The organism is Micrococcus sp. EYE_212 (genome assembly GCF_023147585.1).
Classification (GTDB): Bacteria; Actinomycetota; Actinomycetes; order Actinomycetales; family Micrococcaceae; genus Micrococcus.
This window is the reverse complement of record NZ_JAHXOZ010000009.1, coordinates 17651-31885: the sequence shown is the minus strand read 5'-3', so window position 1 is coordinate 31885 and position 14235 is coordinate 17651. Positions and strand designations below refer to the sequence as shown.

Genomic DNA, 14235 nt, shown 5'->3' with positions numbered 1-14235 from the left:
TCGCGGGGCGGGCCACGCGGATGTAGCTCAGCTGGCTAGAGCGCCACCTTGCCAAGGTGGAGGTCGCGAGTTCGAATCTCGTCATCCGCTCCACCTCGAAGGCCCCCTCCCCGCACGGGAGGGGGCCTTCGTCGTCGGAGGCCGGGACCAGCGCGGCCCATGCCGGGGCGGGCGCGCGGCCCGCCCCGGCTCAGCGGGTCACTTCGCCTCGACCTCGCCCAGCTGTCCCTCGCGCACGAGCGCGGTCATGCGGGAGACGGTGCGGAAGTACTTCTTCATGTACCCGCCGTGCATCATCTCCTGGGTGAACAGGTCGTCGAACGGCACGCCGGAGGCGACGACGGGCACGTCCTTGTCGTAGAGCCGGTCCGCGAACACCACGAACCGCAGGGCCGTGGCCTGGTCCGTGATGGTGCGCACACCATGGAGCGCGACGACGTCGACGTCCTTGACGAGCTCGCGATAGCGCGAGGGGTGGACACGGGAGAGCATCGCGGTGAGCGCATCGAAGTCGTCCACCGCGACGACGCCGGCGTGCGGGAAGTTGGCCTGCACGGCGCGGTCCACCTCGGCGTCCGGCAGCGGGGCCGGGGCGGCGGCGAGCCCGCGGTGGCGGTAGTCCTCACCGTCGATGCGGATGACGTCGAACTGCTCGGAGAGCACCTGGATCTCGCGCTTGAAGTCCTGCGCCGCGAACCGTCCCTCGCCGAGCGAGCCCGGCAGGGTGTTGGAGGTGGCCACGAGGCGCACGCCCGCGTCGGCCAGCTCGCGCATGAGGCGGGACATCAGGACCGTGTCCCCCGGGTCGTCGAGCTCGAACTCGTCGATGCACACGAGCGTGTACTGCGTGAGCACGTCCACCGCGTTGCGGAAGCCCAGCGCGCCCACCAGGTTGGTGTACTCCACGAACGTGCCGAACGCCTTGGGCCCCGGGGCGGCGTGCCACGTGGAGGCCAGCAGGTGGGTCTTGCCGACGCCGAAGCCGCCGTCGAGGTAGATGCCGGCCGGCTGGGCCGAGGCCTTGGGACGGCCGCCGCCGAACAGCCCACCGAAGAAGCCGCCGCCGCCCCCGGCCGCGGGGCGCCCGATCGACGCGGCGAAGTCGCGCAGCCGCTGCACGGCCTCGGCCTGGGAGGGATGCGCGGGATCCGGGATGTACGAGTCGAAGGACACCTCCCCGAACCGGTAGGAGGGATGGAAGCCGGCGAGCAGCTGGTCCGGGGTGACCTGCGGCGAGCGGTCGGCGAGGTGGACGGTCTGGGCCACGGGGTGCTCCATCCTTGGTGTGGGGGGCGGACTACCGGGCCATGCTACCGGCGCGGTCGTGGCCGCCCCAGGGGGTGCCCGCCCCGGCCCGGCGCCGGGCGGACCCGCCCCCGGCGTCGGGAGGCCCCGTCTGCTGCCCGGCGTGTGACCCCGCGTGTCCGGATTGAGGCTCGCCTTCCCCATTACGCATCATCGGCCTGGCGTAATGTGGCACCCATGACCGAGAACACCGCGCAGACCACCGAGTACGCCCATCCCGAGAAGCTCGTCTCCACGCAGTGGGTCGCCGACCACGTCCACGACGCAGACGTCGTGGTCCTGGAGTCCAATGAGGACGCCCTGCTGTACGCCACCGGCCACGTCCCCGGCGCCCAGCGGATCGACTGGCACACCGAGCTCAACGACCCCGTGGCCCGCGACTTCGTGGGCCCCGAGGCGTTCGCCGAGATGGCCGCCTCGAAGGGCATCTCCCGCGACACCACCGTGGTCTTCTACGGCGACAAGTCCAACTGGTGGGCCGCCTACGCCCTCTGGGTCTTCACCCTCTACGGCCACGAGGACGTGCGCCTCATGGACGGCGGCCGCGACAAGTGGATCGCCGAGGGCCGCGAGACCACCCGCGAGGTCCCGCAGGTCGAGCGCGCCGAGTACCCCGTGGTGCAGCGCGACGACACCACCGAGCGCGCCGCCCGCGAGGACGTCCTCGCCGCGATCGGCACCACCCCGCTGATCGACGTCCGCTCCCCCGCCGAGTACACGGGCGAGACCACCCACATGGCCGGCTACCCGCAGGAGGGCACGCTGCGCGGCGGCCACATCCCGACCGCGGCCTCCGTGCCCTGGGCGAAGGCCGCGAACGAGGACGGCACCTTCAAGTCCCGCGCCGAGCTCGAGGAGATCTACCGCGACGGCGCCGGCCTGAAGGAGGGCGACGACGTGATCGCCTACTGCCGCATCGGCGAGCGCTCGTCCCACACCTGGTTCATCCTCAAGCACCTGCTGGGCCATGAGGACGTCCGCAACTACGACGGCTCGTGGACCGAGTGGGGCAACGGCGTGCGCCTGCCGATCGCCCTGGGCGAGGAGCCCGGCGCGGCGCCCGCGCGCTGATCCGCCGCTGAACCGTCACGGAACTGTCGCACGCGCGGCGCCCGCCGCCCTGGACGAGTCCGGCCCTCACCCCGCGGGGTGAGGGCCGGACTCGTGTCGGCGTGAGGCGCGTCGGCGCGGCCTCAGGCGCCGGTGACGCTGCGGACGATGCCGTAGACGAGGGCGCTCACGGCTGCGAGGCCGGCGAGGACCACGAACACGTTGGAGGCCTTCCCCCGGTAGGGGGCGAGGGCGTCCAGCCGGTGGATCGCGTAGATCGGCATGAGGAACAGGATCATGGCGATCACCGGCCCGCCGACGGTCTCGATGAGGCCGAGGACGCTGGGGTTGGCGATCGCCGCGGCCCAGGTCGTGAAGAAGATGACGACGGCGATGACCCCGCGCAGGGTGCGGTCGCTGATGCGGGATCCGTCCTTGTCCACCAGGGAGCGGACGACGCCGGCAGCGCCCTCGGCCGCGCCGAGGTAGTGGCCGAAGAAGGAGGAGACGATCGCCAGGAACGCCACGACCGGGCCGAGCAGCGAGATCAGCGGCGAGCCGTGGACGTTGGCCAGGTAGGACAGCACCGGGAGGTTCTGCTCCTGGGCCTCGGCCATGCCGTCCGGGCCGAGCGCCAGCACGCAGGACCACACGAAGAACATGGTGAAGACGACGAGCAGGCCCGTGACCTTGGCCAGCACCGCCGAGGCGCGCGTGGCCGCGCCCGCTCCGTACTGGCGCTGCATGGCCAGGGAGAACTGGGAGATCGCCGGCGAGTGGTTGAACGCGAACACCAGGACGGGGATGACCAGCCACGTGGAGAGCAGGATGCCGCCCAGGTCCACCGGGCCGCCGGTGAAGAGGGCGTCCGGCTTCCAGGACGGGATGAGGTAGACGCTCGCCCCGAAGAGGATGAGGATCAGGGGGTAGACCAGCCACCCGGTGATCGCGAGCATGAGCTTCTGCCCGGCGATCATCACGGCCATCATGAGGGCGATCAGCACGAACGAGAGCAGCGGGCGGGGCAGGGAGGCCAGGCCCAGCTGGTTCACCATGAACGAGTCCACCGTGTTGGTGATGGAGACGCCGTAGATCAGCACGATCGGGTAGATCGCCAGGAAGTACAGGACGGAGATGAGCCCGCCGACCCCGGGTCCGAACGTGCTGCGGGCCACGGCGGTGATGTCGTCGCCCGGGTTGGGGGACGCGCACACGAACCGGGAGAGCGCCCGGTGGGAGAAGTACGTCATGGGAGCGATCAGGAGGGTGGCGATGACGAGCGGCCACACGCCGCCCAGGCCCGCCTTGATCGGCAGGAACAGGACTCCCGCGCCGACGGCCGTGCCGAAGAGCGAGACGACCCACCCCCGCTCGACACGGCGGTCCGGTGTGGGGTCGGCGTCGGGGTCGATGGCCACGGCGGGGGCGGACGAATCCCCTGCGTCGTGGAACTGGTGTGAGACGGATGACATGGGCTCCAGTCTAGGAAGGGGCAGGCGGGACCGTTGACCGCCGTGCGGGGGGCCGTCACTAGACTGGGTGACCATGACCGAGTCGACCGCGACCCCCGCCGCCCTGTCCGAGATCATCGACGACTTCGCGGCGGTGCCCGATCCGCAGAAGCTCGAGCTGCTGCTGGAGTTCTCCGACGAGCTGGCGGAGCTGCCCGCCCGCTTCCACGGCCACGAGGCCGAGATGGAGCAGGTGGTCGAGTGCCAGTCGCCCCTGTTCCTCGCGGTCGAGCTGGAGGGCGAGCCGGGCCCGGACGCGGTGGTGCGCCTGTACATCACGGCGCCGCGGGAGGCACCCACGACGCGCGGATTCGCCTCCGTCCTCTCCCAGGGGCTCGACGGGTCCACGGCGCGCGAGGTCCTGGACGTCCCCGAGGACATCCCGGCGAAGCTGGGCCTGCAGAAGGCGCTGACCCCGCTGCGGCTGCGCGGCATGTCCGCCATGCTCGGGCGGATCAAGCGCAACGTGCGCGAGCAGACCGGCCTCTGAGCCGGCGAGGACGGCCGGCATGGCACGGAGGCGGGGCGGCACGGATCGGGGCGCGCTGAAGCACACGGCGACCCCCGCCGTCGCGGCGCTCGTGGCGGCCGGGGTGCCGCACGTGCTCCACACGTTCGAGGTGGCCCTCGACGGCGGCGGCGAGAGCTTCGGCGCGCAGGTGGCCCACGCACTGGAGGTCCCCCCGGAGCGGCTGTTCAAGACCCTGATGGTGGCCCTGCCGGACGGCTCGCTGGCCGCGTGCGTCGTGCCCGTGTCCGGGAAGCTGGACCTGCGCGCCGCCGCGGCGGCGCTGGGGGTGAAGAAGGCGGTGATGGCCGACCTCGCGGTCGCCGAGCGGCGCACCGGCTACGTGCGGGGCGGCATCTCCCCGCTGGGACAGCGGAACCGGCACCCCGTGGTGGTGGACGCGTCCGCCCTCACAGGAGAGGTGATGTACCTCTCGGGCGGGCAGCGTGGGCTCGACGTCGAGCTGGCCCCCGCCGACCTCGTCGCGGTGAGCGGCGCCGTCGTGGCGGCGATCGCTGCCGACTGAGGTGACTGCTGGCTGAGGCGGCAGGGTGCTTCAGGCCGCGGACGCGCGGGCCTGGCGACGCACCGCGGCGACCCGCTGCAGCACGGTCACCACGGAGGCGAGCGCGAGCAGCGCGAGGACCACGGTGAGCAGGACGGGCGGCAGCCCCAGGCCCGTGAGGCCCACCGCCACCAGCGTGGCCACGAGCCGCTCGGCGCGCTCGGCGATGCCCACGTCGGCGGTGAACCCGAGCGACTCGGCCTTGGCCCGGGCGTAGGACACGAGCATGCCGAGCGCCATGCAGGAGGCGGCGAGGACGCCCACGGTCGGGTTGTCCCCGACGCCGAAGCCCCACCACAGCACGCCGAGGAACACCGCGGCGTCCTGCACGCGGTCCAGGGTCGAGTCCAGGAAGGATCCCCAGCGGCCCGTGGTCCCGGCCTCGCGCGCCATGATGCCGTCCACGAGGTCCGAGAACACGAACAGGGTGATGACGATCGTCCCCCAGAACAGCTCGCCGAGCGGGTAGAACACGAGCGCGCCGAGGCTCACGCCCACGGTGCCCGTCACCGTCACGGCGTCCGGGCTGACGCCGGCGCGCAGCAGCCCGCGGGCCACGGGCAGGAAGACGCGCGTGGTCACCCCTCGGGCATGCCGGTCCAGCATCAGCGCACGTCCCCCTGCGGTGCCGCGGCGGGCGTCGCGTCGCCGGGAGCGTCCGGAGCGTCCGGAGCGCCGGGAGCGTCGTCGGGCTCTGCCCCGGCGTCGCGCCTCCTGCGGGCGGTGAGCTCGGCGGCCGCGGCGGGCCAGGCCGCCACGAGGAGGTCGCGGGTCTGGCCCAGGGTCTGGGACATGTTCTTGGTGTGCGCGATGATCGGCAGGAAGTTGCCGTCGCCGGTCCACCGCGGCACCACGTGCTGGTGCAGGTGTGCCGCGATGCCCGCTCCCCCGGCCACGCCCTGGTTCATGCCCAGGTTGAAGCCTTTGGGGCGACTGGCCCCCTCGAGGGCGAGCATGGCCGTCTGGGCCAGCTCCGCCATCTCCGCCGTCTCCTCCGCCGTGATGTCCGTGTACATGGGCACGTGGCGGTACGGGCAGATCAGCAGGTGCCCCGGGTTGTACGGGAACAGGTTGAGGATCACGAAGGCCGTGCGCCCGCGGTGCACGATCAGCGACTCCTCGTCCGTGCGATGCGGCGCCGCGCAGAACGGGCACGTGTGCTCGTCCTTCACCTGGTCCGGTCCGGCGTTGATGTACGCCATGCGGTGCGGGTTCCAGAGCCGATCGAAGGCGTCCGGGACGCCGGGCAGCCCGAAGCCGTCCGTCGCCGCGGCGTCGCCGTCGGGGGTGCTCACGCCGTGACCTCGCGCTCCCGGACCGCCTTCACGATGCGGGCGATGGCCTCGTCCACGGGAACGCCGTTGTCCTGCGACCCGTCGCGGAAGCGGAAGCTGACCGCGCCGGCCTCGGCGTCCTCGCCGCCCGCGATGAGCACGAACGGCACCTTCTCCTTGGAGGCCGTGCGGATCTTCTTCGGGAAGCGGTCCGAGGAGTCGTCCAGGCGGGCCCGGATCCCCTCGGCGCGCAGCTTCGCGACGACGTCGGCCAGGTAGTCGTTGAACGCCTCGGCCACGGGGATGGCCACGACCTGCTCGGGGGCGAGCCACGCCGGGAAGGCGCCCGCGTAGTGCTCGGTGAGCACGCCGAGGAAGCGCTCGATCGAGCCGAAGAGGGCGCGGTGGATCATCACGGGGCGCTGACGCGTGCCGTCGGCGGCCTGGTACTCGAGGTCGAACCGCTCGGGCAGGTTGAAGTCCAGCTGGATGGTGGACATCTGCCAGGTGCGGCCGATCGCGTCCTTGGCCTGCACGGAGATCTTCGGCCCGTAGAACGCGGCGCCGCCCGGATCCGGGACGAGCTGGAGGCCGGAGCCCTCGGCGACCTCGGCGAGGGTGCGGGTGGCCTCCTCCCAGATGTCGTCCGAGCCGACCGACTTCTCCGGGTCACGCGTGGACAGCTCGAGGTAGAAGTCGTCCAGGCCGTAGTCCTTGAGCAGGTCGAGGACGAAGGTGAGCGTCGTGGTGAGCTCGTCCTTCATCTGGTCGCGCGTGCAGTAGATGTGGGCGTCGTCCTGGGTCATGCCGCGCACGCGGGTCAGGCCGTGGACCACGCCGGACTTCTCGTAGCGGTACACGGAGCCGAACTCGAAGAGGCGCAGCGGCAGCTCGCGGTACGAGCGGCCGCGGGAGCGGAACACGAGGTTGTGCATGGGGCAGTTCATCGGCTTGAGGTAGTAGTTCTGCCCCTGCCGGGTGACCTCGCCGGTCTCCGGGTCGCGCTGCTCGTCGATCTGCATGGGCGGGAACATGCCGTCCGCGTACCAGTCCAGGTGCCCGGAGACCTCGTAGAGGTGCTGCTTCGTGATGTGCGGCGTGTAGACGAACTCGTAGCCGGCCTCCTCATGGCGGCGGCGCGAGTAGTCCTCCATCGTCTTGCGGATGATGCCGCCGCGCGGGTGGAACACGGGCAGGCCCGAGCCGAGCTCGTCCGGGAAGGAGAAGAGGTCCATCTCCGCGCCCAGCTTGCGGTGGTCGCGGCGCTCGGCCTCGGCAAGCCGCTCCTGATAGGCCTTCAGGTCGGCCTTGGTGGGCCAGGCGGTGCCGTAGATGCGCTGCAGCTGCTTGTTCTTCTCGTTGCCCAGCCAGTAGGCGGCCGCGGAGCGGGTCAGCGCGAAGGCGTTGGAGATGAGCTTCGTGTTCGGCAGGTGCGGGCCGCGGCACAGGTCGCACCACACGGCGTCGCCGGACTTGCGGTCCACGTTGTCGTAGACCGTGATCTCGCCGGCGCCGACCTCCACGGAGGCGCCCTCGCCCGCGGTGTCGGCCTCGTTCTTCTTGCCCAGGAGCTCGAGCTTGTACGGCTCGTCCGCCATCTCGGCGCGGGCCTCGTCCTCGGTGACCACACGGCGGCGGAACTGCTGGTTCGCGTTGACGATCTTCAGCATCATCTTCTCGAGCTGCTTGAGGTCCTCCGGGGTGAAGGGCTCGGCGACGTCGAAGTCGAAGTAGAAGCCGTCCGTGATGTACGGGCCGATGCCGAGCTTGGCGTCGGGGCGCAGCTGCTGCACCGCCTGGGCCATCACGTGGGCGGTCGAGTGGCGCAGCACGTTCAGGCCCTCGGGCTCGGTGATGTCCACGGCCTCGACGCTGGCGCCGGCCGGGATTGCGCGGGCGAGGTCCCACAGGTGGCCGTCCACGCGCATGACCACCGTGGTGGGCTGCTCCCGGAAGAGCTCCAGGCCGGTGATGCCGTGCGTCACCTCCCGCATCTGGCCGTCCACGGTCAGCAGGATGTTCTTCGGCTCGGACACGGTGCTCCTTCTCGGGTCAGGCTTCTGGGCGTGTGGCATACGGAGGCCACCGCCAGCCGCCCCCATTCTAGGGGCGGGCGGGAACAGGGCGGCGACGACGCAGGAGGGCGCCGACCCGCGTCGACGCGGCGGACTCCTCCCACCCGCCGGGGCTCCGTTGGGCGCGACCGATCCGCAGGGGCGGTTGAAGCCGGGTCCAGGGCTCGGGGAGGGCTGGTCGCTCCGGCGGAGGGAGTGGTTCCCGCCTCGCCGGAGCAGGAGCCGCCCCGGGTGGGCCCGGGCGTGTCCGGTGATGCTGGTTCCGGCGCGGCGTGCGGTCCGGGTCGAGGTGGCGGGCCGGGACGAACCACGGGACGCCCTCGATGACCGACACCTCCCACCACCCGGCGTGCACGGCCTGGTGATGGTGCGAGCAGAGCAGCACGCCGTTGGCCACGTCCGTGGGCCCGCCGTGCTCCCAGTGGCCGATGTGATGGACCTCGCACCAGCTGGCGGGCAGCGCGCAGCCGGGTGCGGCGCATCCGCCGTCCCGCGCCGTCACGGCCCGCCGCTGGGCACGGGTGAAGAGACGACGCGCCCGGCCGAGGTCGAGGATCTCCCCCTCGCCGCCCAGGACGGCGGGGATGATGTCCGCGTCGCAGGCGATGCGCCGGATCTCGCGGGGGTCGATCGGTCCAGTGAGGTCGGCCGTGGACACGGAGGACCCCATGCGTCCGTCGGCGGCGGCGCGCAGCTCCCCGAGGAGCGTCCGATGGTCGATCGTGACGAGCACCTGCGGACGGTTCCCGCCGGTGGAGGGCAATGCCTCCGCACCGGCATGCGCGAGGGCCGCCTGGAGGGCGCTCACCAGCGTGTCCGCCTGCCGCTGCCCGCGCGTCCGGGGATCCGGGGCCGAGCCGGCGTCCTGCACGCCGGCAACGGCGCGGGGGTTCGTCGCGGCGGATGCCACGGTCTGCAGGACCTCATGCTGGGCGTCGGTGAGGTGGAGGTCCCACCGGTGCAGCCCACGGCGATGGCCCCGGTGGAACAGTCCCTGGGCGGCGTTCAGCTCCGCTTCCGTGGGCGCGGCGGTGTCCGGCATGACGAGGGCGTCGAGGTTCTGACGCCACCGGGCGCAGAGCCGACGGATGCCGTCCGGCTCGATCCGCTGGAGCTGGTCCGCCAGGATGGCCTCTCCCGCGTCGACCAGGTCCTCGACCTCGTCCCGAGGCACGCCGGCGATCAGGGCGTCGGTGCGTGCACGCGTCAGCGTCTCGATCACGACGTCGCAGGCCCCCGGCTCGGCGGCCCCGGCCGCCACCACACGGGCGATGGCGGGCAGCTGCGGCTCCGCGACCGGCGCCGTGGCGAAGGCGCGCTGGGGTCGGGTGGCCTCGGCTCGGCGGAGTCGGCGCTGGGCGTCCCGGCGGTCGATGTGGAGGAGGGAGCGCAGGCAGTCGGCCTCGTCCCGGTGGGGGCTCTTGCCCGGCGGGATGCCCAGGAGCTCATGACGATCCGCCTCGTGCCCGTAGACCTGGGCGAGGTGCCCGGCGAGGGAGGTCTGCACCGCGGCGACGGTGCGCGCGAGCCGCTCCACCTCCTGGAGCAGGGCCGGGAGCCGCAGGTCCTCGGCCTCCGGGGGCCACTCCGGGTCCCCGAGCCGTTCGAGCAGAGCCAGGACGTCCGACTGCGCGGCCCCGAGCAGGTCCGCGACCGGCGCGCCGAGAGGCGAGCGTGGACCCTCGCCGAGGCCTTCGCCGGAACTCCGGTCTGCACTGCCGCTGCCGGCGCCGTCAGCGGCGTTGCCGAGGCGCGCAGACGGGTTCATCACGCGCCTGGTCTCACCGATCACGTCCATGTCTCTTCCCCCCTTTCCTCATGCAGTCCATCACGGGGCCCGGACACGTTAAGCAGCCCCTCATCCGTGCCGGACGGCTCACCGCTCCGGCGTGGGCAGCAGCTCCCACGTGTCCGGGTGGGGCACCGGGATGGGCGTGCTGCACCCCGGGGCCTCGGCCGTGGCCTGCGGCGTCCCGGCGCTCGCCCCGGCCTCCACGCGCTCGGCGTCCTGGGCGACGAGCGCCTCGGGGCGCACCTTGACCGGCCAGCCGCCGGTGCCGTGGTGCGGGATGTCCGGCAGGGACGCCCCGCCGCCGGGCCCGCCCGGCGTGCCGCCGCGACGCCGGACCGCGGCCGCCTTCCGGTCGGCGGCCAGCCAGCGCCGCCACTGCTCCCGGGTGGCGTCGAGGTAGTCGGGGTCGGGCAGGGTCTCGGAGCGGTGCAGGTCCCATGCGCGGACGGCCTGCACCGAGACGGCCTGCGGGCCGGTGCGTCGCGTGGTCCCCTCGATCAGCAGGAGGCGCGCCGAGAAGAGCATCTCCCCCGAGGCGTGCTGGGCCTCGGTGAAGAAGGACGCGTCGACGCAGCCCGTCCCGTCGTCCACGGAGAGGAACACCACCCGCTTGCCGCTGCGCATGGGCGGGGTCTGCGTGGCCACGCGCACCCCCGCCACGAGCACGCGCGACTGCGAGCGCAGTCGCAGCAGGTCCTTCGCGCGGGTGATCCCGAGGGCGTCGAGGTACGGCGCGTGGGAGTCCATGAGATGGGCGGTCACGTCCAGAGCGGTGAGGTCCAGCTCGGTGCGCACCTGCGCGGCCGTGGGCGGGGACGGGAACATCGGGGTGAGGGCGCTGAGCTCGGTGTCCGGCAGGTCCAGGGCCAGCTGACCGTCCACCTGGCGGGTCCGCGGGGGCCGCGAACGGGTGGCCCCGCGGCCCGGGCCGGTGCCCCGCGTACTGGAGTGCTGCAGCTCGAGGTGGTGCACGAGGTCGGTGCGAGACGCCCCGCCGGGCGGCAGCAGGCAGTCGAGGGCGCCGAGCTGGGCGAGCCGCTCCAGGTTGCGGCTGGTGGGCCGGGCACGGTCCCGGACGTCGGCGAGGGAGTGGTAGGGGCGGCCCGCGTCGAGGCGCTCGACCTCCGCCTCGCTCAACCCGGACAGGCTCGTCAAGGGCAGGCGGATCCCCCAGCGACCGCGAGCGCGGCCGTCGGGACCGGTCGCGGAGCTGGCGGGTGCGGGTGGGCTTGGCGTCGAAGGGCCGGGCGTGCTGGGCTTCGAAGGGCCGGGTGTGCTGGGCCTGGAAGGGCCGGGTGTGCTGGGCCTGGAAGGACCGGACGCGCCGTGGTCGTCCGCGCATCCGCCGTCCGCGGGGTGACGCGCACCGTCGTCGTGGGCGCCCTCCCCGTGGAGGCCGTGGCCGTCCACCTCCGGGTGCGAGGGCACCCACTCGACGCGCACGTGCCGAGTGGAGGCGTTGACGTCCACCGGGAGCACGGGGATGCCCATGCGGCGGGCCTCGGCCACCATGAGGCGGGCCGGGTACATGCCGGGGTCATGCTCGAGGATGGCGGCCATGAAGGCCTCGGGGTGGTGCGTCTTGAGCCAGGCGGACTGGTAGGTGGGCACGGCGAACGCGGCGCCGTGGGCCTTGCAGAAGCCGAACGAGCCGAAGGCATGGAGGGTGCCCCAGACCTCGTCGATCACGTCGAGGTCGTACCCCTTCTCCAGCGCGTGGGAGCGGAAGTACTCCTCCACCGTGCGCTCGGCTGACCCGCCGAGGAGCCGGCGGAACTCGTCCGCGCGGGCCAGGCCACAGCCGGTCATGACGTCCATGGTGCGCAGCACCTGCTCGTGGAACACGGTGACGCCGTGCGTCTCGGCGAGCACGGGCTCGAGGTGCGGGTGCGGGCAGCGGGCCGCCGCCCAGCCGTGCCGCTGCTCCAGGAAGGGCCGTACCATGTCCGACTGCATGGGGCCGGGACGGAAGAGGGAGATGTCCACCGTGAGGTCGTTGAACTCGCGGGGGGCGAGCTTGCCGATCAGCTCCCGCTGGCCCGGGGACTCGATCTGGAAGCAGCCGAGGGTGTGGGTGGTGCGGATCATCTCGAAGGTCGCCTCGTCGTCGAGGGGGACCCGCTCGAGGTCCGGCCTCTCCCCCGTGATGCGCTCCACCTCCGCCAGCGTGTAGGCGATCGCCGACTGCATGCGCACGCCGAGGATGTCCAGCTTGAGGAAGCCCATGGGGTCCATGTCGTGCTTGTCGAACTGGCTCATCGGCAGGCCCATGCCCGAGGGCTGCACGGGCGTGCGGTGCAGGAGGGTGGCGTCGCCGAGGATGACGCCGCACGGGTGCATGGAGATGTGCCGGGGCAGGCGATCGAGACGCTCCGTGATGTCCACCAGCAGGTCCAGCTGATGCCGCCCCGCCCGGCGGCCGGACTCCACGCGCCGGGAGAGCTCCCCCAACTCGGGCATGCGCTGCAGCGCCTCGCGGAAGCTGGAGGCGGAGAAGCGCCACAGCTGCTTGGCGATGACGTCCACGTCCTCGTCCGGCAGGCCCAGGGCCATCCCCGCGTCCCGGACGGCGCCGCGGGCCCGGTAGGCGTTCTGCATGCTCATGAGCGTGGTCCGCTCGGCCCCGAAGCGCTCGAACACGGCACGGTAGATCTCGTGGCGGCGCGCGGACTCCACGTCGATGTCGATGTCCGGCAGGGTGGAGCGCGCGTCCGAGAGGAAGCGCTCCATGATCAGGCCGTTGGCCATGGGGTCCACGTTGGAGATCCGCAGCGCGTGGTTCACCAGCGACGACGCCCCGGAGCCGCGCGCGGAGACCCGCACGCCCATCCCCTCGATCAGGTCCACCACGGAGGACACCGTGAGGAAGTAGCTCGCGAACCCGAGGCGCGAGATGATCCCGAGCTCGTGCTCGACCCGGTCCTGCAGGTCGCGGGCCTCCTGACTGGTGCCGAACCCGGAGCCGGTGTGCAGACGCGGGTAGCGGGCGGCCAGGCCGGCGAGGGTCCGCTCGTGCAGCACGCGGTCGGGCGGCCCGTCCACCCCGATGACGGAGGCCTCGGGCACCCGGGGCCGACCCCAGCCGAGATCGCTCTCGGGGTCGAGGGCGCAGGCCTCGGCCAGGCGGCGGGTGGACTCCAGGAGGGGCGCGGCAGGCTCGTCCGCGGCCTCGCACACCTCACGGGCGAGCCGGTGCATGTGCTCGGTGGGCTTGAGCCAGCCCTGTCCGTTGGGCTGCAGGTCGTGCAGGGCGTCGAGGGAGCTCAGCGCCCGGGCGGCGTCGAGGACGTCCGCGGTGGCCGCGCCGTCCGGGGCGGCGTACCGCACGGCGTTGGTCAGCACGGCGGGCGTGCGGGTGTCCCGGGCGGCGCGCAGCATCTTCACGGCGTGGCCCGTGTCCAGCCGTCGGCCGGGCGCGGAGAGGTGCGTGACGACGTCGACGTGCACAGATCCGGCGGGCAGGGCCGAGCGCCACCGGCGCAGGGCGCCCACTCCCGCGGCGTAGTGGCGGCGGGCGAGGTGGCGTCCGAGGTCCGAGTCCGGCCCGAGGAGCACGAACAGTTCCGGGCTCGGCGGGTTCGCGGGGTTGGCGGCGGTGGGCACGCGCCCCCCGGCGGCCTCCGCCAGCTCGGCGACGGCGGCCCAGGGGCTGCCTCCGCCCGCTCCCCCGGTGGTACGGGCATGGGCCGCGGAGATCACCTGGCACAGGGCGCGGTAGCCGGACCCGTGGGAGCCGCCCCGGGCGAGGATGACGGCCCGGCCGGCGTCGCCGTCCTCCTCCGACCAGCGCAGGGCGAGGTCCACCCCGACCACGGGCGCGATGCCGTGCTGCAGGCACGCGCCCACGTGCTTGGCCATGCCGTAGAGGCCGTCGCGATCGGTGCACGCGAGCAGGTCCATGCCCGCCGCGGCGGCGGCCGCGGCGAGGTCCTCGGGCCAGCTCACCCCGTAGTGGGCGCTGAAGGCCGAGGCCACGTGCAGATGGGGGAACGGGACGGGCGGGGGCGTGCGGTCACCCATGGGGAGCTCTCCTGGACGTGCTGGACCACCCCGCCGGGGTCTCCGACGGGGGCGGCGCGGGAAGCGCGGCGGGTGCACGAGCCGGGAAGCGTGCGGGGGTCCGAGCCAGGGGAAGGAGGCGGTCGGGGCAGCCTG

Annotated in this window: 10 protein-coding genes and 1 tRNA gene; 4 read left to right on the top strand and 7 right to left on the bottom strand. The window is 72.9% G+C overall.

The features are described from left to right. The first annotated feature begins 16 nt into the window (after positions 1-16). Positions 17-93, top strand: a tRNA-Gly gene (locus KZX60_RS07210). A 105-nt stretch (positions 94-198) separates the two neighbouring features. Here the strand turns inward: KZX60_RS07210 and zapE are convergent. Further along, positions 199-1266, bottom strand: coding sequence for a cell division protein ZapE (zapE, locus tag KZX60_RS07205; RefSeq protein WP_248116897.1), 1068 nt, complete (start codon positions 1264-1266; stop codon positions 199-201). A 216-nt stretch (positions 1267-1482) separates the two neighbouring features. Between zapE and KZX60_RS07200 the strand changes: the two genes are divergently transcribed. After that, a complete protein-coding gene (locus tag KZX60_RS07200) occupies positions 1483-2376 on the top strand; it encodes a sulfurtransferase (RefSeq protein WP_248116895.1) in 894 nt (297 codons plus the stop codon). 122 nt (positions 2377-2498) lie between these two features. On the opposite strand, the gene KZX60_RS07195 is transcribed toward KZX60_RS07200, so the two are convergent. Continuing rightward, entirely contained in the window at positions 2499-3827 is a 1329-nt protein-coding gene (locus KZX60_RS07195) for an HAAAP family serine/threonine permease (RefSeq protein ID WP_248116893.1), read from the bottom strand. Between the two features lie 73 nt (positions 3828-3900). Between KZX60_RS07195 and KZX60_RS07190 the strand changes: the two genes are divergently transcribed. Together KZX60_RS07190 and KZX60_RS07185 are read left to right on the top strand one after the other, a co-directional pair. Next, on the top strand, positions 3901-4356 hold the full coding sequence (locus tag KZX60_RS07190; protein ID WP_248116891.1) for a SufE family protein: 456 nt from the start codon (positions 3901-3903) through the stop codon (positions 4354-4356). A 19-nt stretch (positions 4357-4375) separates the two neighbouring features. Then, positions 4376-4900: an aminoacyl-tRNA deacylase gene (locus KZX60_RS07185; RefSeq protein ID WP_248116889.1), complete on the top strand. Its 525-nt coding sequence runs from the start codon at positions 4376-4378 to the stop codon at positions 4898-4900. A gap of 30 nt (positions 4901-4930) precedes the next feature. Here KZX60_RS07185 and pgsA read toward each other — a convergent pair whose 3' ends face one another. The 5 genes from pgsA to dnaE form a co-directional block, all read right to left on the bottom strand. Further along, positions 4931-5545, bottom strand: a complete 615-nt coding sequence (gene pgsA / locus KZX60_RS07180; protein ID WP_248116887.1) for a phosphatidylinositol phosphate synthase — start codon at positions 5543-5545, stop codon at positions 4931-4933. Beyond that, positions 5545-6234: an HIT domain-containing protein gene (locus KZX60_RS07175; protein WP_248116885.1), complete on the bottom strand. Its 690-nt coding sequence runs from the start codon at positions 6232-6234 to the stop codon at positions 5545-5547. Before KZX60_RS07175 ends, pgsA begins: the two co-directional genes overlap by 1 nt. Continuing rightward, positions 6231-8249: a threonine--tRNA ligase gene (thrS, locus tag KZX60_RS07170; RefSeq protein WP_248116883.1), complete on the bottom strand. Its 2019-nt coding sequence runs from the start codon at positions 8247-8249 to the stop codon at positions 6231-6233. The genes KZX60_RS07175 and thrS overlap by 4 nt, the downstream gene beginning before the upstream one ends. A 67-nt stretch (positions 8250-8316) precedes the next feature. After that, positions 8317-10086, bottom strand: a complete 1770-nt coding sequence (locus tag KZX60_RS07165) for an HNH endonuclease signature motif containing protein (protein ID WP_248116880.1) — start codon at positions 10084-10086, stop codon at positions 8317-8319. 78 nt (positions 10087-10164) lie between these two features. Continuing rightward, on the bottom strand, positions 10165-14100 hold the full coding sequence (dnaE, locus tag KZX60_RS07160) for a DNA polymerase III subunit alpha (protein ID WP_248116878.1): 3936 nt from the start codon (positions 14098-14100) through the stop codon (positions 10165-10167). Positions 14101-14235 lie beyond the last annotated feature (135 nt).